The sequence below is a fragment of the Bifidobacterium goeldii genome (assembly GCF_003951095.1).
Classification (GTDB): Bacteria; Actinomycetota; Actinomycetes; order Actinomycetales; family Bifidobacteriaceae; genus Bifidobacterium; species Bifidobacterium goeldii.
Map to the genome: position 1 here is coordinate 130,160 of NZ_QXGL01000004.1, position 20,774 is coordinate 150,933.

A 20,774-nucleotide genomic window follows, 5' to 3' on the forward strand; every position below is an offset into this window, starting at 1 on the left:
TATCGACCGGCATACGCTGGTCTGGGGAGCCATTCGTTTTACTTGCCTTCTTTGTGGTCCACGTCTTCCAGCAGGAAGCCCGCGTACTGGAACTGCTCGGTCTGAGCCTTAGCCTGGCGCAGCGTATCGAGGCCGACGCCAGCGATAATCAGGATGGTCGTGCCACCGAACGGCAGCTTAGTGTTCAGACCCAGAGCCATGATCAGCACGGTCGGGATCAATGCCACGAAGAGCAGGTACACAGCGCCGACAGTGTTCAGGCGGTTCATCACGTAGCTCAGGTAGCGGCTGGTCGCGTTACCAGCGCGGATACCGGGGATAAAGCCACCGTACTGCTTCATGTTGTCTGCAGTCTCGTCCGGGTTGAAGGTAATCGAGGTGTAGAAGAAGCAGAAGAACACAATCATCAGCGCGTACAGCGCGATGTACCACACAGAGGTGGTGTTTGCCAGGTTGGAGTTAATCCACTTGACCCAGCTCTGATCGGTGGAGCCGAACTGTGCGATCAGGGTCGGGATAGCGAGGATAGAGGAAGCGAAGATCGGCGGGATAACGCCAGACATGTTGATCTTCAGCGGCAGGTAGGTGGAGGAGCCACCGTACATCTTGCGGCCGATCATGCGGCGCGTGTACTGCACCGGCAGACGACGCTGGCACAGCTCGACGAAATCAACCAGCACGAGGATGACGATCAGCACGGACACCACGATGCCGAACTTCCACCACTCACCATCGGTGCCGTTGGTGCCCCAACCGATCTCCCACAGCTGCGGCAGGAAGCCGGAGCAGATGGACATGAAGATAAGGATGGACATACCCTGGCCGAGGCCCTTATCGGTGATGAGCTCGGCCATCCACATGATCAGACCGGTACCACCGGTCATGATGAGCACCATGACGAGCAGGTTCCACACGGAACCATCCGGAATGACCTGAGAGCACTGGTAGCTGAACAGTGCGCCAGAGCGGGCAGTGACCAGAATCGTGGTGGACTGCAGCACAGCCAGGCCGATGGTCAGGTAACGAGTGTACTGAGTCAGCTTAGCTTCGCCAGACTGACCTTCCTTGTGCAGTGCTTCGAAGCGCGGAATCACCACGCGCAGCAGCTGCACGACGATGGATGCGGTGATGTATGGCATAACACCCAGCGCGAAAATCGACAGCTGGAGCAAAGCGCCACCAGAGAACAGATTGACCAGGCCGATGAAGTTTTCCTGGCTACCGCTCAGCGTCGTGACGCAATCATGCACCGTCTTATAGTTGACGCCCGGCGTCGGAATGAACGAGCCGATACGGTAAATAATGATCATGGCCAAAGTGAAGAGGATCTTATTCCTCAACTCCTTGGTGCGAAAGGCCTGGATTAACGTCCTCACAAGGATTCCTTTCCGTTGTGCGCTCCCGGCGCACCGATACAAAACAGACTCTAACCGACGAGTCTAGCGTACGGGGTATACCCGCGGGGCTATTCCGTCCGGAAAAAACGCCGCATGTCCCCTTCGCGGCGGCGATAATCGGGACAAATCGGTCATACCGGTCTTTACACGAATATGGCCCTCACCCGCTCGCGGCGGGGAGGGCCATATTGTAACTAGCTAACTAGTCATGCGTCTTAACGCGATCCCCCAGGAACTCAGTCCTCGGAGACAGAACCACCAGCGGCCTCAATCTTGGCCTTGGCGGAAGCAGAAGCCTTAGCACCCTTCACGGTGAGAGCCACAGCGATATCGCCGTCGCCCAGCACCTTGACCGGGAAACCACCGCGGACGGCGCCCTTGGCAACCAGATCCTCGACGGTCACTTCGCCACCGTTCGGGTACAGCTCAGCAAGAGCTGCCACGTTGACGACCTGGAACTGCTTCTTGAACGGGTTCTTGAAGCCACGCAGCTTCGGCAGGCGCATGTACAGCGGCAGCTGGCCACCTTCAAAGCCCGGACGAACCTGGTAACGCTTCTTCGTACCCTTATCGCCACGACCAGAGGTCTTACCCTTGGAGCCTTCACCACGGCCCACACGAATGCGGTCCTTCTTGGCGCCCGGGGCAGGCTTCAGATCGTGCATCTGCAGGATTTCGTTGTCTGCCATAATCAGTCGACCTCCTCGACAGTGACCAGGTGACGCAGCACGAGAATCATGCCGCGCGTGGTCTTGTTGTCCTCACGGACGACGCTCTGGCCGATCTTGCGCAGACCGAGGGTCTGAGCGGTAGCGCGCTGGGCAGGAGTACGATTCACCAAACCGTGGTGCAGCGTAATCTTCAGATTGGCCATCACTCACCATCCTTCTGTTCGGCGGCAGCCTTGGCCTGAGCCTCTTCACGAGCCTTCTTGGCCTCAGCGATGCCGAGAGCACGAGCACGCAGCAGCGCGTCGGGAGCAACCTCGTTGAGAGCGAGGCCACGGCGGGCGGCGATCTCTTCCGGCTCCTCAAGCTGCTTCAGGGCAGCCACAGTTGCGCGAACCATGTTCACAGCAGTGGCGGAACCCATCGACTTCGTGAGGATGTCGGTGATGCCAGCGCACTCCATGACGGCGCGGACCGGACCACCGGCGATTACACCGGTACCCGGAGCAGCCGGGCGCAGCAGCACGGTGCCAGCAGCATCGTGACCGATCACCGGGTGGGTGACGGTGCCACGAACGCGCGGAACAGTGAACATGTGCTTCTTAGCATCCAGCTGGCCCTTGGCAATAGCTGCCGGGACCTCGCGGGACTTGCCATAGCCGACGCCCACGGTGCCGTTGCCGTCGCCAACCACTACGAGGGCGGCGAAGCTGAAGGTACGGCCACCCTTGTGGGTCTTGGACACACGGTTGATGGTCACCACGCGATCGAGCAGCTCGTCGCCGCGGTTCTCCTCACGACGGTTGCGGCGCTCACCGCGACGGCCTTCGCCGCGCTGGCCACGACGGCCGCGACGATCGTCGTTGTTGTTCTCGGGGGCCGCAGTGTTCTGAGTCTCTTCAGCCACTTGGGTTTCCTTCTGGTTTTCGTTGTCGCTCACAGTGCCAGACCTCCCTCACGGGCGCCTTCGGCAACAGCCGCGACGCGACCGGTGTACTTGTTACCACCGCGATCGAACACAACAGCCTCGATGCCAGCAGCCTTGGCCTTAGCAGCCACGAGCTCGCCGACCTTCTTAGCAGCCTCGACCTTGGTACCTTCGAAGCCCGCAAAGTCAGCGGTCAGCGTCGAAGCGCTCACCAGGGTGTGACCCTTGGTGTCGTCGACGATCTGGGCGACCATGTGACGGTTGGAACGGGTGACCACCAGACGCGGACGCTCCGGCGTACCGAGGATCTTCTTGCGAAGGCGAGCGTGACGACGAAGGCGAGCGACCTTCTTACCCTTACCAAGAATCGTAACGGTCATATCACTTACCAGCCTTTCCAGCCTTGCGCAGGATGCGCTCGTCCGCGTACTTGATGCCCTTGCCCTTGTAGGGTTCCGGAGCGCGCAGCTTGCGGATGTTGGCAGCAACCTGACCAACGACCTGCTTGTCAGTGCCCTTCACGACCACTTCGTTGGCGTTCGGCAGCTCGAAAGTGATGCCTTCCGGCGGGTTCACGGTGATCGTGTGGGAGTAGCCGAGGGAGAACTCGATGCCCTTGCCCTTCATCACAGCGCGGTAACCGGTACCGACGATGAGGAGGTGCTTCTCGAAGCCATCGTGCACGCCCTTGACCATGGAGGCGATGATGGAGCGGCTCAGACCGTGCTTAGCACGAGTCGGACGCAGATCATCAGCCGGGGTCAGGATGATCTCGTTGCCTTCGACGACAGCAGTGATGCCCTCAGGCAGCACGTAGGAGTCAGAGCCCTTAGCGCCCTTAGCAGCGAAGTTCTGACCGTCGATCGTGACTTCCACGCCAGCCGGGATGGTGACGGGGAGCTTACCAATATGCGATGCCATGATCTAGCTCTCCTTTCTCACCACACGTAAGCGACGATTTCGCCGCCGATGCCCCGGTCGAGGCATTCCTTCTGAGTCAGCAATCCCGAGCTGGTCGAGATGATAGCGATACCGAGACCACCCAGCGGCATAGGCAGGGAGTCGGACTTTGCGTAACGACGCAGGCCCGGCTTCGAAATGCGCTTGATGCCCTGGATAGAACGCTCGCCGTTGGGGCCGTACTTGAGGGTGACCTCGAGGGTCTGGCCCACCTTGGCCTCCTTAGCGGCGAAGTCCTTGATGTAGCCTTCGCGCTTGAGGATCTCAGCGATGTTCGCCTTGAACTTGGAGTACGGCATATCCACGGTCTCGTGCTTAGCCGCGCTCGCATTACGCAGACGCGTAAGCATGTCTGCGATCGGATCTGTCATTGTCATGTGGGCTTCACGCCCTTTCTCGCCGTGGTTTCCGCCGCTCGCCCACCATTACAGGCAGAACGGGCCGCGGACCTTCAGCGTCGATGTTTACCAACTGGACTTAGTGACTCCGGGCAGCTCGCCGCGGTGTGCCTTCTCACGAAGGCAGATGCGGCACAGGCCGAACTTACGGTACACGGAGTGGGGACGACCGCAGACCTGGCAACGCGTGTAGGCGCGCACCTTGAACTTCGGCTTGCCGGCCGCCTTGTTCTTAAGAGCGGTTTTTGCCATATCAGTTCTCCTTGAAGGGGAAGCCAAGGTGCTTCAGGAGCACAGCAGCTTCCTTGTCGTCCTTGGTGCTGGTCACCACGGTGATATCCATACCGCGCTGGTGATCGATGGAATCAGGCTCGATCTCGTGGAACATGGACTGCTCAGTGAGACCGAAGTTGTAGTTGCCCTGGCCATCGAACTGGTTGCCGTTGATGCCGCGGAAATCGCGGATACGCGGCAGAGCCAGGGTCAGCAGACGATCGAGGAACTCCCACATGCGGTCGCCACGCAGGGTGACGTACGCACCGATGGCCTGACCTTCACGCAGGTGGAACTGCGCAACAGACTTCTTAGCCTTGGTGATCTTCGGCTTCTGGCCGGTGATCAGGGTGAGATCCTTGACCGCGCCTTCGATGAGCTTGGAGTCGCGAGCTGCGGCGCCAACACCCATGGAGACGACGACCTTCTGGACGCGAGCAACCTGCATCGGGTTGGAGTAGTTGAACTCCTTCTCGAGCTCAGGGATGATGACGTCCTTGTACTGCTGCTTCAAGCGCGGAGTTGCCGGCGCTTCGATAGTGCTATCGGTCATGCCAGCTCCTTTCCGGACTTCTTGGCGACGCGCACGCGCACGGTCTTCACCTTGCCGTCACGCACCTCTTCCTTGACGACGATGCCAACGCGGGTCGGCTGCTTGGTCTCCGGGTCCACGAGCATCACGTTAGAGCGATGGATCGGGGCCTCCACAGAGACGATGCCAGCCTGCTGGCCCTGCTGGGTGGCGCGGACGTGCTTCTTGACGATCTGCACGCCTTCGACGATCAGACGATCATCGGGAAGCACGCGGGTGACGGTGCCTTCCTTGCCACGGTCCTTGCCGCGGATGACCTTGACCAGGTCGCCGCTCTTAATCTTGGCTGCCATGTCAGATCACCTCCGGGGCGAGGGACACGATGCGCATGAAGCGCTTGTCGCGCAGCTCACGAGCGATCGGTCCGAAGATACGAGTGCCCTTCGGTTCACGGCCAGAGCCGAGAATGACGGCGGCGTTCTCGTCGAACTTGATGTAGGAGCCGTCCACACGACGGTGCTCCTTGACGGTACGGACGACAACGGCCTTAACCACGTCGCCCTTCTTGACCGACCCGCCAGGGATCGCGTCCTTGACCGAGGCGACAATCACGTCGCCCAGGCCGGCATAGCGTCGCTTCGATCCGCCGAGCACGCGAATGGCAAGGAGTTCCTTGGCACCCGTGTTGTCGGCGACATGAAGCCGCGTTTCCTGCTGAATCATTGATTCTCCTTAGCCGAGCTGGTTCTCCCCGCACACCGGGCGCGGTAGAGGAATAAGCACAGAATACCTATTCATACCGCGCCCGGTGGACGGCGAGCCTTGCCGAACTTGTTTACTTAGCGCGCTCGATGATGGATTCGAGACGCCAACGCTTGGTCTTGCTCAGAGGCCGAGTCTCCATAATACTCACGAGGTCGCCAACGTGGGCGTCGTTGTGTTCATCATGGGCCTTGACCTTGCTGGTCTTGCGAACGACCTTGCCGTACAGCGGGTGGGTCGAACGCTGCTCGAGCTCGACGGTGATCGTCTTGTCCATAGCCTCGGACACGACGTAACCGCGACGAACCTTGCGGAAGTTACGCTCTTCAGCCATTACTTCTCCTCAGCTTTCGTATCGGATGCCTCAGGCTCCTGGCTGATGCCGAGCTCACGCTCGCGCAGGACGGTGTACATCCTCGCGATATCGTGCTTGACCGCCTTGAGGCGGGCAGTGTTGTCAAGCTGACCGGTGGCGGACTGGAAGCGCAGGTTGAACAGCTCTTCCTTGGACTTCTTGAGGAAGTCCTCGATCTCCGCGTTGGTCTTCTCGTTCAGATTCTTGATTGCATAATCAGCGGTACCGACTGCCATCAGATATCACCACCTTCACGCGCAATAATGCGGCACTTCATCGGAAGCTTGTCGATGGCGCGGCGCAGAGCCTCGCGAGCGACATCCTCGGAAACGCCACCGATCTCGAACATCACACGGCCAGGGCGAATGTTAGCGATCCAGAATTCGGGCGTACCCTTACCGGAACCCATTCGAGTGCCCAGCGGCTTCTTGGTCAGCGGACGATCCGGGAAGATCGTGATCCACACGCGGCCACCACGCTTGATGTAGCGGGTCATGGCGATACGAGCGGCTTCGATCTGACGGTTGGTGACGTAGGCCGGCGCAAGCGCCTGAATGCCGAAATCGCCGAACGAGATCTCGTTGCCACCCTTGGACATGCCACTGCGGACAGGGCGGTGCTGCTTACGGTACTTAGTCCTCTTCGGGATAAGCATCAGTTCACTCCTTCGTTTCCGTTGCGGCAGGAGCCTCAGCAGCCTCAGCCTTAGGAGCCTCGGTGTTCTGCTGAGCGGCGGCAGAACGGTTGCCACGGCGCGGGCGGCGATCGCCACGACGGCCCGGACGGCTGTTGTTCTGCTGTGCCTGCTGCTCTTCGAACTCACGCTCGGTCATGTCGCCCTTGTAGATCCACACCTTCACGCCGATACGGCCGTAGGTGGTCTTGGCCTCGAAGAAGCCATAATCGATCAGGGCGCGCAGGGTCTGCAGCGGAACACGACCCTCGCGGTAGAACTCGGAACGGCTCATCTCGGCGCCGCCAAGACGACCGGAGAGCTTGATTCGGATGCCCTTAGCGCCGGCGCGCATGGCATCCTGCTGAGCCTTGCGCATTGCACGACGGAAGGTCACGCGGTTGGTCAGCTGCTCGGCGATGCCCTGAGCAACCAGCTGAGCGTCCAGTGCAGCATTCTTCACTTCGAAGATGTTGAGCTGAACCTGCTTGCCAGTGAGCTTCTCGAGCTTGGCGCGGACCTTCTCAGCCTCAGCGCCACGGCGACCAATCACGATGCCCGGACGAGCGGTGTGGATGTCCACGCGCACGCGGTCACGAGTACGCTCGATGACGATACGGGACACGCCCGCACGCTCGAGGTCCTTGTTCATGGCCTTGCGGATCTCGTCATCCTCAAGCACGAAGTCGCGGTAGCGCTCACCGGCCTTGTTGGAATCGGAGAACCACTTAGAGCGGTGGCTCTCGGTGATGCCCAGACGGTATCCGAACGGGTTGATCTTCTGACCCATCTCAGCGATCCCCTTCCTTGTTGGCAACGATGACCGTGATGTGGCTGGTGCGCTTGTTGATACGAGCAGCACGGCCCTGAGCACGAGCGCGGAAACGCTTGAGGGTCACACCCTCGTCCACGTACGTGGTCTTGACCACCAGGTCATTCTCGTGGAACGCTTCGCCAGCCTTGTCGGCGTTAAAGCGAGCGTTAGCGATGGCGCTCTCCAGGACCTTGCGCACCGGCAGTGCGGCGGACTGGGGAGCGAACTTCAGAATGTTGACGGCTTCGGTCGCCTTCTTGCCGCGGATGAGGTCGACCATGCGGCGAGCCTTGCGCGGCGTCACGCGGACGTGACGAGCGATTGCTTTAGCTTCCATGTTCTCTTCCTTATCCTTTAGCGACGGGCCTTCTTGTCGTCCTTCACGTGACCCTTGAAGGTCTTCGTGGGGGCGAACTCACCGAGCTTGTGGCCAACCATGGCCTCGGTGACAAACACCGGGACGTGCTTGCGGCCATCGTGAACAGCGAAGGTGTGTCCGATGAAATCAGGAGTGATCATCGAACGGCGCGACCACGTCTTGATGACGTTCTTCGTGCCCTTCTCGTTCTGCTCGTCGACTTTCTTCTGCAAGTGGGCGTCGACGAAGGGGCCCTTCTTGATGCTACGAGTCATCTTCTCGATACTCCCTTACTTGCGGTTCTTACCATTCGGACGACGACGAACAATCATCTTGTTCGAAGCCTTCTTCGGACGGCGAGTACGAACCTCACCCTTGCCCCACGGGGAAACCGGCGGCTTACCACCGCGGGTACGACCGCCGTGCGGGTGGTCGACCGGGTTCATGGACTCACCACGAGTCCACGGACGACGACCGATCCAACGGGCGCGACCGGCCTTACCGAGCTGGATGTTAGCGTGATCGGAGTTGCCGACCTCACCAACAGTCGCGCGGCAGCGGGCGTCGACGTTACGAATTTCGCCGGACGGCATACGCAGCTGAGCGTAAGCGCCATCCTTAGCAACAAGCTGAACAGCAGCACCAGCGGAACGAGCGATCTTAGCGCCGCCCAGCGGCTTGAGCTCGATCGCGTGCACGATGGTACCGGTCGGGATGTTCTTCAGCGGCAGGTTGTTGCCCGGCTTGATATCGGCCTTCTCACCGGTCTCAATGATGTCGCCCTGCTTGATGCCTTCCGGAGCGATGATGTAACGCTTCTCACCATCGGCGTAGTGCAGCAGTGCGATGCGAGCGGAACGGTTCGGGTCGTACTCGATGTGAGCGACCTTTGCCGGCACGCCATCCTTGTCCCAACGCTTGAAGTCGATGAGACGGTAAGCGCGCTTGTGACCGCCGCCGCGGTGGCGGGAGGTCATACGGCCGTAGGAGTTACGACCACCAGTCTTGCTGAGCTTGCGAACCAGCGACTTCTCAGGCGTGGAGCGCGTGAGATCGGAGAAGTCCGAAACAGACGCGTTACGGCGGCCTGCAGTCGTCGGCTTATAAACGCGGATAGCCATAATGTAGTTCTTCCTTTGACTTTCTCGGCTAGCCTTCAGTTACCAAAGATGTCGATCGACTGACCCTCGGCGACGGTCACGATCGCGCGCTTCTGGTTCACGCGCTGGCCGAAGCCGGAGCGGGTGCGCTGACGCTTGCCCGCACGGTTGAGGGTGTTGACGTTCGTCACCTTGACCTTGAAGATCTCCTCGATGGCCTGCTTGATCTGCACCTTGTTCGCGTTCGGAGCCACCACGAAGGTGTACTGACCGCGATCGGCGCCGGCGTAGCTCTTCTCGGAGACAACGGGCTTGAGGATGATGTCATGTGCTGGCTTGTGAATAGCGACCATCTAAATCAGGCCTCCTTCGGCTCAGTCTTAGCAGCCACGAAAGCTTCGAGAGCTTCCTTGGTGAAGACCACGTACTGAGCGGTAACCACGTCGTACGTGTTGAGCTGATCGACGAAAATCGGGTGAACGGTCGGGATGTTGCGCACGGAGAGCCACTCGTTCACCTGATCGCGGGTGAGCGCGATGGTAGCGAACTTGTCGCCGATGACCGGGTTCAGCGCAGCGATAGCAGCCTTGGTGGACGGGGTCTCGGAGACGCCGAAGTCCACAACGGCCACGCGGCCAGCGTTGGCGCGGTCAGAAAGCACGTAGCGCAGAGCAGCGGCCTTCATCTTCTTGGGGGTGCGCTGGGAGTAGTCACGCGGCTGCGGACCGAACACAGTGCCGCCGTGGTACCACTGCGGGGCGCGGATGGAGCCCTGACGAGCACGACCGGTGCCCTTCTGCTTCCACGGCTTCTTGCCGCCACCGGAAACCATGCCACGAGTCTTGGTGGCGTGGGTGCCCTGACGAGCAGCAGCGAGCTGCGCGACGACAACCTGGTGGATCAGCGGGACGTGAGCCTGGACATCCTCGGCGGAAATGCCGAACAGTTCAGCCGGCGCTTCGACAGTGCCGTTGTTGGCGCCCTTGGCGTCAGTGACGTTCAGAGTAACGTTTGCCATGAGTTATCAGGCTCCCTTCACTGCCGTGCGGACGAGAACGATGCCGCCCTTCGGGCCCGGAATAGCGCCCTTGATGGCGAGAATGCCGTTCTCAGCATCCACGGAAACGACGGCCAGGCTCTGCACGGTAGCGGTGACGTGACCCATGCGGCCAGCCATACGCTTGCCCTTGAGAATACGGCTCGGGGTAGCGCATGCGCCGACAGAACCAGGACGACGCTCGTTCTTGTGAGAACCGTGGGAACGACGGTAGGACTTGAAGCCCCAACGCTTGATGGTACCGGCGAAGCCCTTGCCCTTGGTGGTGCCAGTGACATCAACCTCAGCGCCTTCAGCGAAAGCGTCGGTGACAGTCAGTTCCTGGCCGGGCTGGTAATCAGCGGCATCCTCGGTGCGCACCTCAACGAGGTGGCGACGCGGGGTAACGCCAGCCTTGGCGAAGTGACCAGCCAGCGGCTTGGTCACCTTAGTGGGATCAATCTGGCCATAGCCGATCTGGATAGCAGTGTAGCCATCAGATTCTTCGGACTTGACCGCGGTCACCACGTTGGTGGACACATCCACCAGGGTGACAGGGACGAAGAAACCGTTCTCATCCCAAACCTGCGACATACCGAGCTTCTTGCCCAGCAGAGCCTTGTGGCTGCCTCGCTGTGAAGTCATAGTGGTCCCCTCCTCCCTTACAGCTTGATCTCGATGTTGACATCTGCGGGCAGATCAATGTGCATCAGGGAGTCCACGGCCTTGGGGGTCGGGTCCACGATGTCGATGAGGCGCTTGTGCGTGCGCATCTCGAAGTGCTCGCGAGAATCCTTGTACTTGTGAGGAGAACGAATAACAACAAAGACGTTCTTCTCGGTCGGCAGCGGAACGGGGCCAACTACAGTTGCACCCGCGTTCGTCACCGTTTCGACGATCTTCTTCGCCGATTGGTCGATGACCTCATGGTCATAGGACTTAAGCCTGATGCGGATTTTCTGTCCCGCCATTGCCGTCCGCCCTTTCTAGCGATTCGTTGACTATTACCATCCTGCTAAAGGGCACCGGCGGACATGACCCACGGCAAGCCGCGGCCATCATCACATCAGTGCGTAGGCATTCAGGACCTCCACCGAAGTGAAGCCCCTGTCCCACGCTCGCTTTTTTTGATTCCAATTTGCGAGCCCTAAACAGGCAACTTGTTTATTAAAGCACCGACCCTACCCTGTAGGGAGTTCGGGCGTGTCGCGCTTTGCGCGGCATACCCTCACCGTTTTTTCTACCTCGCGGCTGCCACCGCTCGGCGTCGCCTACAAACAGTCCACCGGACTGTTTGCTTAACGGCTCCGCGGGCGAGTCGCACTTTGCACGGCACACCCTCACCGTTGTTCCTGCCTCAGCGCTGCCGCACTTCGGCGTCGCCTACCGGAAGTCCACCGGACTTCCGGCTACACGGCTCCGCGGGCGAGTCGCGCTCTGCGCAGTACACCCTCACCCTGTGTTTCTGCCTCAGCACTGCCGCACTTTGCGAAACACATCCTCGTAACCCGCCATAACCATATTTTTCCCTACCTTCCTCTCCCGTTCTTGTGTTTCTCTTTTCCGGATGTGGTGAATAACGGACATATAGAGCATGTCGAAGCTGGATGTGGTGAATACCTACCCATGAAAAGGCTCAAAATACGTTTTTCGCGGGTCTTTTTCACCACATATGATTTCGCTGGACTTATTTCCCCACATATGAGCCTGTCTAGAAGGTCTTCACGACGCATTTTCCCCACTTCTAAAGAAGGTGGAAGAGAAAACAACTCCCGCATGCCTTTTACGGGACATTTTCCCCACATCAAATGAATCAATAACGCAATCAATTGGTTCCATCAAATCAATCAGGCCACAGACTTCCTACGACTTGTATCTCATCATGGCCGCACCAATGGCAACATTGCCTCTCCCGCAAACCACGCTAGATTCCAACGCCACATCATAACCACGCCGGATTCCCCGCCCCCTGATGCCGCAATTCAGCCACGGGGCACGCGAGGCACGCCGGCCTTTTCCAGTTTCCATATCAATCGTTGTCTGTGGTAAGCATCGCCGAATGATAGCCTTACTACCTCATCGGCTTGCAGTCGAATGTTCTCTTCACGTTCCTTTTCGGAGATAATCGTCTCCTCTAAACTCCCATTTTTAAGCATTGACGGATCTCGATATTTAACTCGCCCATCCAACTCAGCTACAATGAAGCGCCCATGAGACGTATGCCATGAAAAATCCACACGATAACTGCGGCTGAGATCATGCTGATCGATGATGACTTCTTGTACATGCGGCGCCATAAATCCCTCATCCACGATTACCGCATACGTGTAGGCTTCACCGCCATTTTCCGTGCCGCCTGGAGCCTGATCGACAACCCGCAACGCTTTGGCACGGAATTTGCCCGATAACGTTTGACAATGTTCACGCATTCCAGATCTACTCATCAACCTGTTACGGAGCACAGATTCAACCACACACATACCATCTGGAAAATCAAGTCGCCGCGCGCAATCGAATACGGTTCGACCCAGTGAAGTAACGCGTACACCATCTACCACTGCACACTGGCTGCGTTCCGCATCCGTGAGCAAATGGTATCGAACACTTCCCCAATTGTGCGAATGCTGACTGCGATTGGTCATGATATGCACTGCATTCATATGACGTAGTGAATCGTTGATACCGTACATCGCGGCGGCTGTCATATCGCCAAACAACCAAGATGGATGCTGCAGTGCCAATGTGCGCACTAAACGACGATATTGTTCCACTGGATTCAACATATTCCACGAGTCTGCGCGAGCATAGCAAGGCCAAGAATTGTGTACACGGATCAGCTCACCAGCCTGCTCCCGACGACGCAACATCTTGCGCTCAGCAGCGGTTCTGCCCCATACATATAACCGTTGGCGTTCCGTTTCAATGCAACGGTCGGTCAACACTCGATTCGTTCTCATGAATGTACCGTATCCGATTCCAGTGTTGGAGAACATGTTTTTCGGGCAATGTGGTCGAAGGCTTCGAGTTATCCACATTTTCGTGTCGCCCTGTAGCCGTACCTGCATCTGCACCTACGCATACCTGCACTAGCAAGTTGCGGTGGCACTCCCCTATGGTTGAACCATGACTTTGCTTCCCAACCAGACGCAGAACCATCCCGGCAGCCCCGTAAACCTGCGCCGCGCCACAACGCGGCGTGATTGGATTCCGGATCAGCCGGGCGCGTGGGCGATGGCGATGCTGCCTGCTTTGGCCGGCATGATTGTTGGCGGCACGAACGGCACTACGATTTGGCTGCTGATAGCGTGGATACTGTGTTATTGCGTGCAATTTACAGCAGCGCGATGGCTCGCCTCACGGTTTGCACGTCGATATGCGCCACCAGTCCTTATATATAGTGTGCTGCTTGCAGCAGTTGGCATCCCATTCGTTATCGTCAATCCGAGCATATTGTGGTGGGCTCCACTATTTCTTGTATTGGCCGCAGCCTCATTTGCTGCAGCATGGCTGCGCCGCGAACGCACACTGTGGGGTAATACAGTGTCGATTACTGCCGCCTGTGCAATGGTCCTTGTGATGAACTCTGTGAGCGCGCGCTCAATCGACGCTACATATCCAGCGCTAGCGAACGGTGGCCTGCCAGTAGCAATCATGTTTGTACTCACTCAATTTGGCTCGGTTTTGTTTGTAAAAACAATGATTCGCGAGCGTGGGCGGCGTGGTTACCGGTGGGCATCATGGATTTGGCACAGTGCATTACTGCTGATATCGCTTGCGCTGTGGGCACTCACTGGATTCGAGAGATTGTTTATCATGCTCTTGCTCACCTGCGTTTGGCTCTTGGCACGCTCGATTGCGCTGCCACTTGTTGCGCGTACACGCAGGCTCAAGCCGGTTGTAGTGGGCATAGTTGAGATGGTGTCAAGTCTGCTGGTATTTGCAGCAGCGATTGCAACATTCTAAGCAAGCGTTCGCACTGATTGTGATTCGCGTCACGGTTATGGCAAGGCGTGAGACATGTGTTGAGCTGCCGTGACTGTTTTTCTATCGTGACTGCTGTGACAAAATCACAGGCTGCGAATATCAAACCCATTACCGATCACGGCGCGAACGTCCTCTACCAGCACGGCACACTCGCGCTCCTTGTGCCAGGTCTGCTTGAAGGCACCACTACTATCGGCGAGCTGCTCACCCATGGCGATACTGGTATCGGCACCGGCGAAGGCTTGGATGGCGAGCTCATCATTCTCGATGGTGTGGCATACAAGGTTGGCAGTAGCGGTATGGCTGAGCGTGTGCCGAGTGATTTTACGATGCCGTTTGCCAATGTGCATCGTGCCGCGTTCCAATACCAATGCTCGCGCGCTGATATTGGCCTTGAGGATTTGAATAAGCGCATTGTCGAGGCGAACGGACGCGCGAATACGTTCTTTTCAGTGATCGTGCACGGCACATTCAGTTTTATGAAAACACGCGCGGTAATTAAACAGCAGGCACCATACCCAACACTGGTGGAAGTTGCCGATCGACAGGCGACGTTCCTGCGGCATGACGTAAAAGGCACGATGCTGGGCTACTTCTCCCCTGTGATGTTCCATGGCGCAGCAGTAGCCGGTTTCCACGAGCATTTTCTTTCGGACGATCGCACGTTCGGCGGCCATGTGCTCGACGCAGTGCTTGATCGCGGTGATATTTACAGTCAAGTATTCGATACGCTAGTGCAGCATCTGCCAGTAGATGACCCAGAGTACCGTAATCACGATTTCAGTCAGGATCCGATTGCTGCAGCGATTTCACGAGCTGAAGGCGACGTCAAGAACTAATTTCCCACGCATTGGCGTCATGCACCGCTATATAGCGCGCATATAAAAAGAAGCTCACCCTGAAAAAGGGTGAGCTTCTTACTATCTAGCGATGAACCAGCGGTCAACGCTGAACATTAGGCGTTCAGCTGCGCTCCGAGGCTTCCTCAGTGGCCTCTTCGCCTTCGCGCTCGACGCGAATGCGGTGGCCTTCTTCCTGAGAGACGCCGTAGTAAGCGCCGACAGCGATGTCCTTCATGTCGTTGATCAGCGGGATGCGCGGGTTAGCCGGAGTGCACTGATCCTCGTAAGCGCGCATGCCGTACTGGTCAAGGATGGACCAGAAGAGATCCTCATCCACGCCAGCATCCTGGAAGGACTTGTTCATGCCCAGCTTGTTGTCGCGGTAATCCTCAACAGCCTTCGCCAGGTTCTCAACGCCCTCAGCCGGGGTGCGGCCCGGGTCGATGCCGAGGTTCTTAGCGAGCTGCTGGTAGCGCTCCGGAGCCACGTACTTGTTGTACTTCGGCCAGCTGGTCGGCTCCTCCGGAATAGAACCGTTGTAACGAATCACATACGGCAGCAGGATGGAGTTGGTACGGCCGTGAGCCACGTGCAGCAGAGCACCCAGCGTGTGAGCCATGCCGTGGCACATGCCCAGGAACGCGGAGCCGAATGCCATACCAGCCATCGTGGCAGCGTTGTGCATCTTCTCCTGCGCCATGGTCTTCTCAAGGCCCGGCTCACCGTTAACGGATTCGGCCAGGTTGTCCCAGATCAGCTTGGCTGCGTGCAGTGCCATACCGTCGGTGAAGTCGTTGGCGTACACGGAGACGAACGCTTCGAAGCTGTGGGTCAGCGCGTCGAAGCCAGCGTCGGAGGCGAGCTTGCGCGGCTGAGTGCGAGCCAGCACCGGGTCAACGATAGCCACGGACGGGGTGAGCGCGTAGTCGGTGATCGGGTACTTGTAGCCGGTCTTGTGGTCGGTGATCACAGCGAACGGCGTGACTTCGGAGCCGGTACCGGACGAGGTCGGGATGCACACGAGCTTGGCCTTCTTGCCCAGCGGCGGCAGCTTGAACGCGCGCTTGCGGATATCGAAGAACTTTTCGCGCACGTCGCCGAAGCTGATTTCCGGGTGCTCGTAGAGCAGCCACATGATCTTGGCGGCGTCCATCGGGGAGCCACCACCGACTGCGATGATCGTGTCCGGCTCGAACTCTTCGCGCATCATCTCAGCACCGCGCTCAACGGTTTCCACGCTCGGCTCCGGCTCAACGTAGTCGATGATGCGGAAGGTAACGCGGTTAGAACGAGCGCGCAGCTGGTCGATAACCTTGTCGACGATACCGAGCTGTTCCATGACCTTATCGCACACGATAACGGCCTTTTCAATGCCGTACATGTCGCGCAGGTACTTGATGGCATTCGGCTCGAAGTAGGTCTTGGCCGGAATCTTGAACCACTGCATGTTGTTGTTCCTTCGGGCGATGCGCTTAATGTTGATGAGGTTCACGGCCTGCACGTTGCCAGACACCGAGTTGCCGCCGTAGGAGCCGCAACCCAGGGTCAGCGACGGGGCGATCGCGTTGTAGATATCGCCGATGCCGCCCAGCGAGCTCGGCTGGTTCCAGATGATACGGCAGGCGTGCATACGCTGACCGTACTCGCGCACAAGAGCCTGATTGTTGGTGTGAATGGCGGCAGTGTGGCCAGCGCCGAGCTTGAGCATGGCTTCGCACATTTCGAACGCCTGCTCTTTGTTGTCGGACTTGAGCACAGCGTGCACTGGAGCGAGCTTCTCGTGAGTGAGCGGCTCGTTGTCGGAAACTTCCTTGCATTCTGCGGCAATGATGGTCGCGTCAGCTGGGATTTCGAAGCCGGCAGCGCGAGCGATGAACTGCGGGGACTTGCCCGGCACGACGGAGTTGAGCTTCGGAGTGCCGCCAGAGAATGCGGTGCAGCCGAACATGTACTGCTCGAGCTTGGCCTTCTCGTCAGCGTTCACGAAGTAGGCCTTGCGGCGCTTGAGTTCAGCAACCAGCGGAGCGTAGACCGCCTTGTCAGCGATAATGGCCTGCTCAGTAGCGCAGATCATGCCGTAATCGAAGTGCTTGGACAGGATCAGATCGTTAGCAACGCGCACGATATCCACGTCCTTGTCAACGTAAGCCGGAGCGTTACCGGCGCCCACGCCGAGGGCCGGCTTGCCGGAGGAGTACGCGGCCTTGACCATGCCCGGGCCACCGGTGGCGAGGATCGTAGCAACACCGTCGTGCTTCATCAGTGCGCCGGTAGCCTCGATGGACGGGTGCTCGATCCACTGGATGCAGTTCTCCGGAGCGCCAGCTGCGATAGCAGCATCACGCACGATGCGAGCAGCTTCAACGGAGCACTTCTGTGCGCCCGGGTGGAAGCCGAAGACGATTGGACAGCGGGTCTTCAGTGCGATCAGGGACTTGAAAATTGCGGTGGAAGTCGGGTTGGTGACCGGGGTAACGCCGGCGACCACGCCGACCGGCTCAGCGATCTCGTCAATACCCATGACGTCGTCTTCGCGAATAATGCCAACGGTCTTCTGGCCTGCCAGGTAGTTGGTGACATGTTCGCAAGCGAAGATGTTCTTAGTGGCCTTGTCTTCTACCAAACCACGGCCGGTCTCTTCGACAGCCATTTTGGCGAGTACCAAGTGCTTGTTCAGCGCAGCAACAGACGCCTTGGCAACGATGTGATCGACCTGCTTCTGGTCGAGCTTCTCAAATTCGTCAAGGGCCTTCAGCGCCTTGGCGACGAGCGCGTCAACCTCAGCTTCGGCCGCAGCCTGCTTCTCTTCTGGGCTCGGCTTGGTGGGAGCCTCTGCCTTTTGTGCGTCTGCCATGAATCCTCCTCGATGATGCGATGCATTTGGTTATGGTGATTTCCGCTCCGCCGGAGCGGACGCTGCTCAGTCACATCGCGCACCTGCTGTAGATGCTGCAGTTATGTGGCCTAGGTCACAATGTACCGGAAGCAAAAAGGCTCTGCACTCGAACAAAAATGACGGCGTTTCATGTTTGAATATGAGAGTTATTTGTTAGTATTTGTTCGCTTTACCTGTATTTTGCGCTCAAAAATACGAGTTTTGATACTATTTGTGCGTTTTTTATCTCGATATTACATTTCGCAAACACCGCACATCAACATACTTATTTAAAAGTGTTTTCACTAAGTTATTTATCCGGTAGAATATAAAGAAAATGGATTTTTAAAAGTGTGCATGCAGCTTGCAGTATTGGCTTAATATCAACAGTTTCAAGCGGTAACTAAGCATACACCACCATCATGTGCAGCCAAGGGAGGTCGGCAATGAAGGCGATGCCATCAACGGCGGTCAAAGAACACAATCGTCACATAATCACCAACTATTTTGTCACTCATGACTTTGCCACCAAGCAAATGATCGAGCGCGAACTCGGCCTCAGCCTGCCTACTATTACGCAAAACCTGCGCACACTAGAAGATGACGGCATTATCGTACGCGGCGAATTACAAGAGTCAACCGGCGGCCGCAAAGCGCAAACCTATCGATTTGACGTCGCGCATCGCATCGCTATCGGAGTAGCCATGCGCTCCAGCGAAGTAACATTGTGCGCAATCGATCTTGCCGGCAACACCGTCGCCAAATTCAGCCGAGCACTCCCCTATCGCAACGACAACGCCTACTATCAGCGCATCGGCACCATTATTGACGATTTTGCCGCCGGCCTCGAACGCAGTCATGGCCGTGTTCTCGGCGTAGCCTTCTCTATTCAAGGCATTGTCTCCGCAGATGGCACAACCATCACATTCGGCAAAATCATGAACAATACCGGGCTCACACTGGCCACTATCAGCCAAGCGGTACACTACCCTTGCTTGATGATCCACGACTCTGACGCCTCTGCAATGGCCGATTTGTGGTTCGATCACACGCTTACCGACGCAGTATGCATTTATCTTGAACGCCGTCCCGGCGGAGCGGTGATCGTTGGCGGGAAGCTGCACCAAGGACCGAACCAGTGCAATGGCACCATCGAACACATGACGCTTGTGCCTGGCGGGCGAGCCTGCTACTGCGGCCAGCATGGCTGCATGGACGCCTACTGCTCGCCTGAAATGCTCACTGAAGATTATGAGAGCGTTCCCGGCTTCTTCAGCGTGCTTGAACAAGGTGAAACGCATCACCGCGAGCGCATGAACGAATGGTTGGATTACGTAGCGCAAGCGATTGTTAACGTGCGCTCAGTAATCGCTGGTGATGTAATTCTTGGCGGTGAAGCAGCAACGTATCTCGACGACGATGATATTGCCGATCTTCGCCGCCGCGTTATCGAGCACACCCCGTTCGACACTGAGCACTTCACACTGCGCAAAAGCCTGTGCGCTGAAAATCAAAGCACCATCGGCGCCGCCCTACGCCTCGTCGAACACTACCTCGACAGCATCTGTGGTCGCTAGCAGTACGCACAAAGTTATGGCGGATTGCCTTGTCACAATCCGCCATAACGCAGTCTATGTAGCTATACGAGTCGAGTTGTTGATTCTCGAACAATAAGATGCTGATCTACGAACGCCGCGCGCGAAGCGTCATCGCGCAACTGATCCTCAAGTGCTACAGATGATGACAATGCCGTTTCATCTTTACGGAGCAAACGCACAGCACGGAATCCGAAGTCTTTAAAGTTCTGACGCCACGTTGTAATACTAGGGACTGTTAGCGATGCGATTGGATTATCATCAAAGCCCGCAACGCTAATATCCTCTGGCACTCGCTTGCCCGCCATTGTCAAGCCGCGTATAACTCCTGCTGCAACTTCATCATTACCAGCAAAGACTGCGGTTACATCAGGCAATGTAGATAAATACTCGCCAATACGATTCGCTTCACGGCAATCCCAATCCGCTGCTATCGGCTCAGGTATTGGAGCTCCAGCATCTTGCAATGCTTGCCGCCAACCATGAGTACGCGTGTATCGGTTGTTATTCACCGGCACAGAAACATGATGAACTGTTTTGTGCCCCAAACTCAAGAGATACTTCGTGATCTCATAACCACCGATATATGCGCCAAGCTCTACATCAGATTGACCACGCTCATCAGAGATCAGCACTGTTGGCATTTTCTTACGAATATAGGAAATAAGCGCATGCGTAGAAGAAGTGCGATCCAAGTCGATGATCACACATCCAAGTGGACGACTTCTTGCTAAACCATCTACTGTTTCTCGAGCTTTTTCTATATCAGCATCAAGGAGCGATACACTCACTAAGTATCCGCATCGTCGCGATTCTTCTTCAATTCCTTCAAGTATTTTCATTGGTCCATACAACGAAATATCTGAAAGAATCACTGAAATTGATGACATCTCGTTAACTGCCAAAGCTCTAGCAATAGGGTTCGGCTGATAATGCAGCATTTCTATAGCAGCAGCAATCGCCTGACGTTTTTCAGCTCCGACTCCCCCACCATTATTGAGATATCGAGAAACGGAAGCAACTGACACATTCGCGTATTGCGCTACATCGCGTATAGAAGGCTGACCTCCTTTTGCACGAACCATCGTCATTCCTCCCTTCTTCTCATCATCCTGCTCATCTGAATTCAATCACTGACATTGTGCAATATGCGTGCAAGAGAAGAACATGTGAGCGGGATACCCCCACTAGTTTGCAAGGTCTCCCGCTCACAAGCGTTTTCAC

Annotated in this window: 28 protein-coding genes; 3 read left to right on the forward strand and 25 right to left on the reverse strand. The window is 57.2% G+C overall.

Features of this window, described 5'->3' with window-relative positions; all coding sequences use genetic code 11:
* Positions 1-38: 38 nt before the first annotated feature.
* From secY to D2E25_RS07320, 23 genes are all read right to left on the reverse strand, one after another.
* Positions 39-1,376, reverse strand: a complete 1,338-nt coding sequence (gene secY / locus D2E25_RS07210) for a preprotein translocase subunit SecY (protein ID WP_125981314.1) — start codon at positions 1,374-1,376, stop codon at positions 39-41.
* Between the two features lie 257 nt (positions 1,377-1,633).
* Positions 1,634-2,086, reverse strand: coding sequence for a 50S ribosomal protein L15 (rplO, locus tag D2E25_RS07215; RefSeq protein ID WP_125981316.1), 453 nt, complete (start codon positions 2,084-2,086; stop codon positions 1,634-1,636).
* 2 nt (positions 2,087-2,088) lie between these two features.
* The gene (rpmD, locus tag D2E25_RS07220; protein ID WP_125981318.1) at positions 2,089-2,271 is read right to left on the reverse strand and encodes a 50S ribosomal protein L30; all 183 of its coding nucleotides are present in this window, start codon (positions 2,269-2,271) and stop codon (positions 2,089-2,091) included.
* Positions 2,271-3,005 carry a 30S ribosomal protein S5 gene (gene rpsE, locus D2E25_RS07225; RefSeq protein ID WP_125981320.1) on the reverse strand — a complete coding sequence of 245 codons (735 nt, stop codon included), beginning with the start codon at positions 3,003-3,005 and terminating at the stop codon, positions 2,271-2,273. Before rpsE ends, rpmD begins: the two co-directional genes overlap by 1 nt.
* Positions 3,002-3,373 carry a 50S ribosomal protein L18 gene (gene rplR, locus D2E25_RS07230; protein WP_125981322.1) on the reverse strand — a complete coding sequence of 124 codons (372 nt, stop codon included), beginning with the start codon at positions 3,371-3,373 and terminating at the stop codon, positions 3,002-3,004. The genes rpsE and rplR overlap by 4 nt, the downstream gene beginning before the upstream one ends.
* Position 3,374: 1 nt before the next feature.
* Entirely contained in the window at positions 3,375-3,914 is a 540-nt protein-coding gene (rplF, locus tag D2E25_RS07235) for a 50S ribosomal protein L6 (RefSeq protein ID WP_125981324.1), read from the reverse strand.
* 17 nt (positions 3,915-3,931) lie between these two features.
* Positions 3,932-4,330 (reverse strand): 30S ribosomal protein S8, encoded by a 399-nt coding sequence (gene rpsH, locus D2E25_RS07240; protein ID WP_107042196.1) that lies wholly within the window; start codon positions 4,328-4,330, stop codon positions 3,932-3,934.
* A gap of 87 nt (positions 4,331-4,417) precedes the next feature.
* On the reverse strand, positions 4,418-4,603 hold the full coding sequence (locus tag D2E25_RS07245) for a type Z 30S ribosomal protein S14 (protein ID WP_003814530.1): 186 nt from the start codon (positions 4,601-4,603) through the stop codon (positions 4,418-4,420).
* A gap of 1 nt (position 4,604) precedes the next feature.
* A complete protein-coding gene (gene rplE, locus D2E25_RS07250; RefSeq protein ID WP_125981327.1) occupies positions 4,605-5,177 on the reverse strand; it encodes a 50S ribosomal protein L5 in 573 nt (190 codons plus the stop codon).
* Entirely contained in the window at positions 5,174-5,509 is a 336-nt protein-coding gene (gene rplX, locus D2E25_RS07255) for a 50S ribosomal protein L24 (protein ID WP_125981329.1), read from the reverse strand. The genes rplE and rplX overlap by 4 nt, the downstream gene beginning before the upstream one ends.
* A gap of 1 nt (position 5,510) precedes the next feature.
* Positions 5,511-5,879, reverse strand: a complete 369-nt coding sequence (rplN, locus tag D2E25_RS07260) for a 50S ribosomal protein L14 (RefSeq protein WP_003814521.1) — start codon at positions 5,877-5,879, stop codon at positions 5,511-5,513.
* A gap of 112 nt (positions 5,880-5,991) precedes the next feature.
* Positions 5,992-6,252: a 30S ribosomal protein S17 gene (gene rpsQ, locus D2E25_RS07265; protein ID WP_125981331.1), complete on the reverse strand. Its 261-nt coding sequence runs from the start codon at positions 6,250-6,252 to the stop codon at positions 5,992-5,994.
* On the reverse strand, positions 6,252-6,509 hold the full coding sequence (gene rpmC / locus D2E25_RS07270; protein ID WP_125981334.1) for a 50S ribosomal protein L29: 258 nt from the start codon (positions 6,507-6,509) through the stop codon (positions 6,252-6,254). Before rpmC ends, rpsQ begins: the two co-directional genes overlap by 1 nt.
* Positions 6,509-6,928: a 50S ribosomal protein L16 gene (gene rplP, locus D2E25_RS07275; protein WP_125981336.1), complete on the reverse strand. Its 420-nt coding sequence runs from the start codon at positions 6,926-6,928 to the stop codon at positions 6,509-6,511. Before rplP ends, rpmC begins: the two co-directional genes overlap by 1 nt.
* Before the next feature lie 4 nt (positions 6,929-6,932).
* Entirely contained in the window at positions 6,933-7,736 is an 804-nt protein-coding gene (gene rpsC / locus D2E25_RS07280) for a 30S ribosomal protein S3 (protein WP_125981338.1), read from the reverse strand.
* A gap of 1 nt (position 7,737) precedes the next feature.
* Positions 7,738-8,097 carry a 50S ribosomal protein L22 gene (rplV, locus tag D2E25_RS07285; protein WP_125981340.1) on the reverse strand — a complete coding sequence of 120 codons (360 nt, stop codon included), beginning with the start codon at positions 8,095-8,097 and terminating at the stop codon, positions 7,738-7,740.
* Between the two features lie 17 nt (positions 8,098-8,114).
* On the reverse strand, positions 8,115-8,393 hold the full coding sequence (rpsS, locus tag D2E25_RS07290) for a 30S ribosomal protein S19 (RefSeq protein ID WP_003814508.1): 279 nt from the start codon (positions 8,391-8,393) through the stop codon (positions 8,115-8,117).
* Positions 8,394-8,408: 15 nt separating this feature from the next.
* Positions 8,409-9,239 carry a 50S ribosomal protein L2 gene (rplB, locus tag D2E25_RS07295; protein WP_125981343.1) on the reverse strand — a complete coding sequence of 277 codons (831 nt, stop codon included), beginning with the start codon at positions 9,237-9,239 and terminating at the stop codon, positions 8,409-8,411.
* 35 nt (positions 9,240-9,274) lie between these two features.
* Positions 9,275-9,571, reverse strand: coding sequence for a 50S ribosomal protein L23 (gene rplW / locus D2E25_RS07300; protein ID WP_125981345.1), 297 nt, complete (start codon positions 9,569-9,571; stop codon positions 9,275-9,277).
* 5 nt (positions 9,572-9,576) lie between these two features.
* Positions 9,577-10,236: a 50S ribosomal protein L4 gene (rplD, locus tag D2E25_RS07305; protein WP_125981347.1), complete on the reverse strand. Its 660-nt coding sequence runs from the start codon at positions 10,234-10,236 to the stop codon at positions 9,577-9,579.
* A 6-nt stretch (positions 10,237-10,242) separates the two neighbouring features.
* Entirely contained in the window at positions 10,243-10,899 is a 657-nt protein-coding gene (rplC, locus tag D2E25_RS07310) for a 50S ribosomal protein L3 (protein WP_125981349.1), read from the reverse strand.
* A gap of 17 nt (positions 10,900-10,916) precedes the next feature.
* A complete protein-coding gene (gene rpsJ / locus D2E25_RS07315; protein ID WP_003808013.1) occupies positions 10,917-11,225 on the reverse strand; it encodes a 30S ribosomal protein S10 in 309 nt (102 codons plus the stop codon).
* A 1,011-nt stretch (positions 11,226-12,236) separates the two neighbouring features.
* Complete coding sequence (locus tag D2E25_RS07320; RefSeq protein ID WP_125981351.1) at positions 12,237-13,211, reverse strand: hypothetical protein; 975 nt, start codon at positions 13,209-13,211, stop codon at positions 12,237-12,239.
* 166 nt (positions 13,212-13,377) lie between these two features.
* Between D2E25_RS07320 and D2E25_RS07325 the strand changes: the two genes are divergently transcribed.
* Complete coding sequence (locus tag D2E25_RS07325) at positions 13,378-14,217, forward strand: YwiC-like family protein (protein ID WP_125981354.1); 840 nt, start codon at positions 13,378-13,380, stop codon at positions 14,215-14,217.
* A gap of 95 nt (positions 14,218-14,312) precedes the next feature.
* Positions 14,313-15,077, forward strand: coding sequence for an acetolactate decarboxylase (budA, locus tag D2E25_RS07330; RefSeq protein WP_125981356.1), 765 nt, complete (start codon positions 14,313-14,315; stop codon positions 15,075-15,077).
* A gap of 124 nt (positions 15,078-15,201) precedes the next feature.
* Here budA and adhE read toward each other — a convergent pair whose 3' ends face one another.
* Positions 15,202-17,934 carry a bifunctional acetaldehyde-CoA/alcohol dehydrogenase gene (gene adhE / locus D2E25_RS07335; protein WP_125981358.1) on the reverse strand — a complete coding sequence of 911 codons (2,733 nt, stop codon included), beginning with the start codon at positions 17,932-17,934 and terminating at the stop codon, positions 15,202-15,204.
* Between the two features lie 467 nt (positions 17,935-18,401).
* Here adhE and D2E25_RS07340 point away from each other — a divergent pair, with 467 nt between their 5' ends.
* A complete protein-coding gene (locus D2E25_RS07340; RefSeq protein ID WP_206430753.1) occupies positions 18,402-19,532 on the forward strand; it encodes an ROK family transcriptional regulator in 1,131 nt (376 codons plus the stop codon).
* Positions 19,533-19,594: 62 nt separating this feature from the next.
* Here D2E25_RS07340 and D2E25_RS07345 read toward each other — a convergent pair whose 3' ends face one another.
* Positions 19,595-20,680 carry a LacI family DNA-binding transcriptional regulator gene (locus D2E25_RS07345; RefSeq protein WP_125981360.1) on the reverse strand — a complete coding sequence of 362 codons (1,086 nt, stop codon included), beginning with the start codon at positions 20,678-20,680 and terminating at the stop codon, positions 19,595-19,597.
* Positions 20,681-20,774 lie beyond the last annotated feature (94 nt).

Excerpts from the sequence above, each read along its gene's own strand:
- rplO (WP_125981316.1), bottom strand. The coding sequence starts at position 2,086 with ATGGCAGACAACGAAATCCTGCAGATGCACGATCTGAAGCCTGCCCCG.
- rpmD (WP_125981318.1), bottom strand. The coding sequence starts at position 2,271 with ATGGCCAATCTGAAGATTACGCTGCACCACGGTTTGGTGAATCGTACT.
- rplR (WP_125981322.1), bottom strand. The coding sequence starts at position 3,373 with ATGACCGTTACGATTCTTGGTAAGGGTAAGAAGGTCGCTCGCCTTCGT.
- rplF (WP_125981324.1), bottom strand. The coding sequence starts at position 3,914 with ATGGCATCGCATATTGGTAAGCTCCCCGTCACCATCCCGGCTGGCGTG.
- rpsH (WP_107042196.1), bottom strand. The coding sequence starts at position 4,330 with ATGACAATGACAGATCCGATCGCAGACATGCTTACGCGTCTGCGTAAT.
- D2E25_RS07245 (WP_003814530.1), bottom strand. The coding sequence starts at position 4,603 with ATGGCAAAAACCGCTCTTAAGAACAAGGCGGCCGGCAAGCCGAAGTTC.
- rplE (WP_125981327.1), bottom strand. The coding sequence starts at position 5,177 with ATGACCGATAGCACTATCGAAGCGCCGGCAACTCCGCGCTTGAAGCAG.
- rplX (WP_125981329.1), bottom strand. The coding sequence starts at position 5,509 with ATGGCAGCCAAGATTAAGAGCGGCGACCTGGTCAAGGTCATCCGCGGC.
- rplN (WP_003814521.1), bottom strand. The coding sequence starts at position 5,879 with ATGATTCAGCAGGAAACGCGGCTTCATGTCGCCGACAACACGGGTGCC.
- rpsQ (WP_125981331.1), bottom strand. The coding sequence starts at position 6,252 with ATGGCTGAAGAGCGTAACTTCCGCAAGGTTCGTCGCGGTTACGTCGTG.
- rpmC (WP_125981334.1), bottom strand. The coding sequence starts at position 6,509 with ATGGCAGTCGGTACCGCTGATTATGCAATCAAGAATCTGAACGAGAAG.
- rplP (WP_125981336.1), bottom strand. The coding sequence starts at position 6,928 with ATGCTTATCCCGAAGAGGACTAAGTACCGTAAGCAGCACCGCCCTGTC.
- rpsC (WP_125981338.1), bottom strand. The coding sequence starts at position 7,736 with ATGGGTCAGAAGATCAACCCGTTCGGATACCGTCTGGGCATCACCGAG.
- rplV (WP_125981340.1), bottom strand. The coding sequence starts at position 8,097 with ATGGAAGCTAAAGCAATCGCTCGTCACGTCCGCGTGACGCCGCGCAAG.
- rpsS (WP_003814508.1), bottom strand. The coding sequence starts at position 8,393 with ATGACTCGTAGCATCAAGAAGGGCCCCTTCGTCGACGCCCACTTGCAG.
- rplB (WP_125981343.1), bottom strand. The coding sequence starts at position 9,239 with ATGGCTATCCGCGTTTATAAGCCGACGACTGCAGGCCGCCGTAACGCG.
- rplW (WP_125981345.1), bottom strand. The coding sequence starts at position 9,571 with ATGGTCGCTATTCACAAGCCAGCACATGACATCATCCTCAAGCCCGTT.
- rplD (WP_125981347.1), bottom strand. The coding sequence starts at position 10,236 with ATGGCAAACGTTACTCTGAACGTCACTGACGCCAAGGGCGCCAACAAC.
- rplC (WP_125981349.1), bottom strand. The coding sequence starts at position 10,899 with ATGACTTCACAGCGAGGCAGCCACAAGGCTCTGCTGGGCAAGAAGCTC.
- rpsJ (WP_003808013.1), bottom strand. The coding sequence starts at position 11,225 with ATGGCGGGACAGAAAATCCGCATCAGGCTTAAGTCCTATGACCATGAG.
- D2E25_RS07320 (WP_125981351.1), bottom strand. The coding sequence starts at position 13,211 with ATGAGAACGAATCGAGTGTTGACCGACCGTTGCATTGAAACGGAACGC.
- D2E25_RS07325 (WP_125981354.1), top strand. The coding sequence starts at position 13,378 with ATGACTTTGCTTCCCAACCAGACGCAGAACCATCCCGGCAGCCCCGTA.
- adhE (WP_125981358.1), bottom strand. The coding sequence starts at position 17,934 with ATGGCAGACGCACAAAAGGCAGAGGCTCCCACCAAGCCGAGCCCAGAA.
- D2E25_RS07340 (WP_206430753.1), top strand. The coding sequence starts at position 18,402 with ATGAAGGCGATGCCATCAACGGCGGTCAAAGAACACAATCGTCACATA.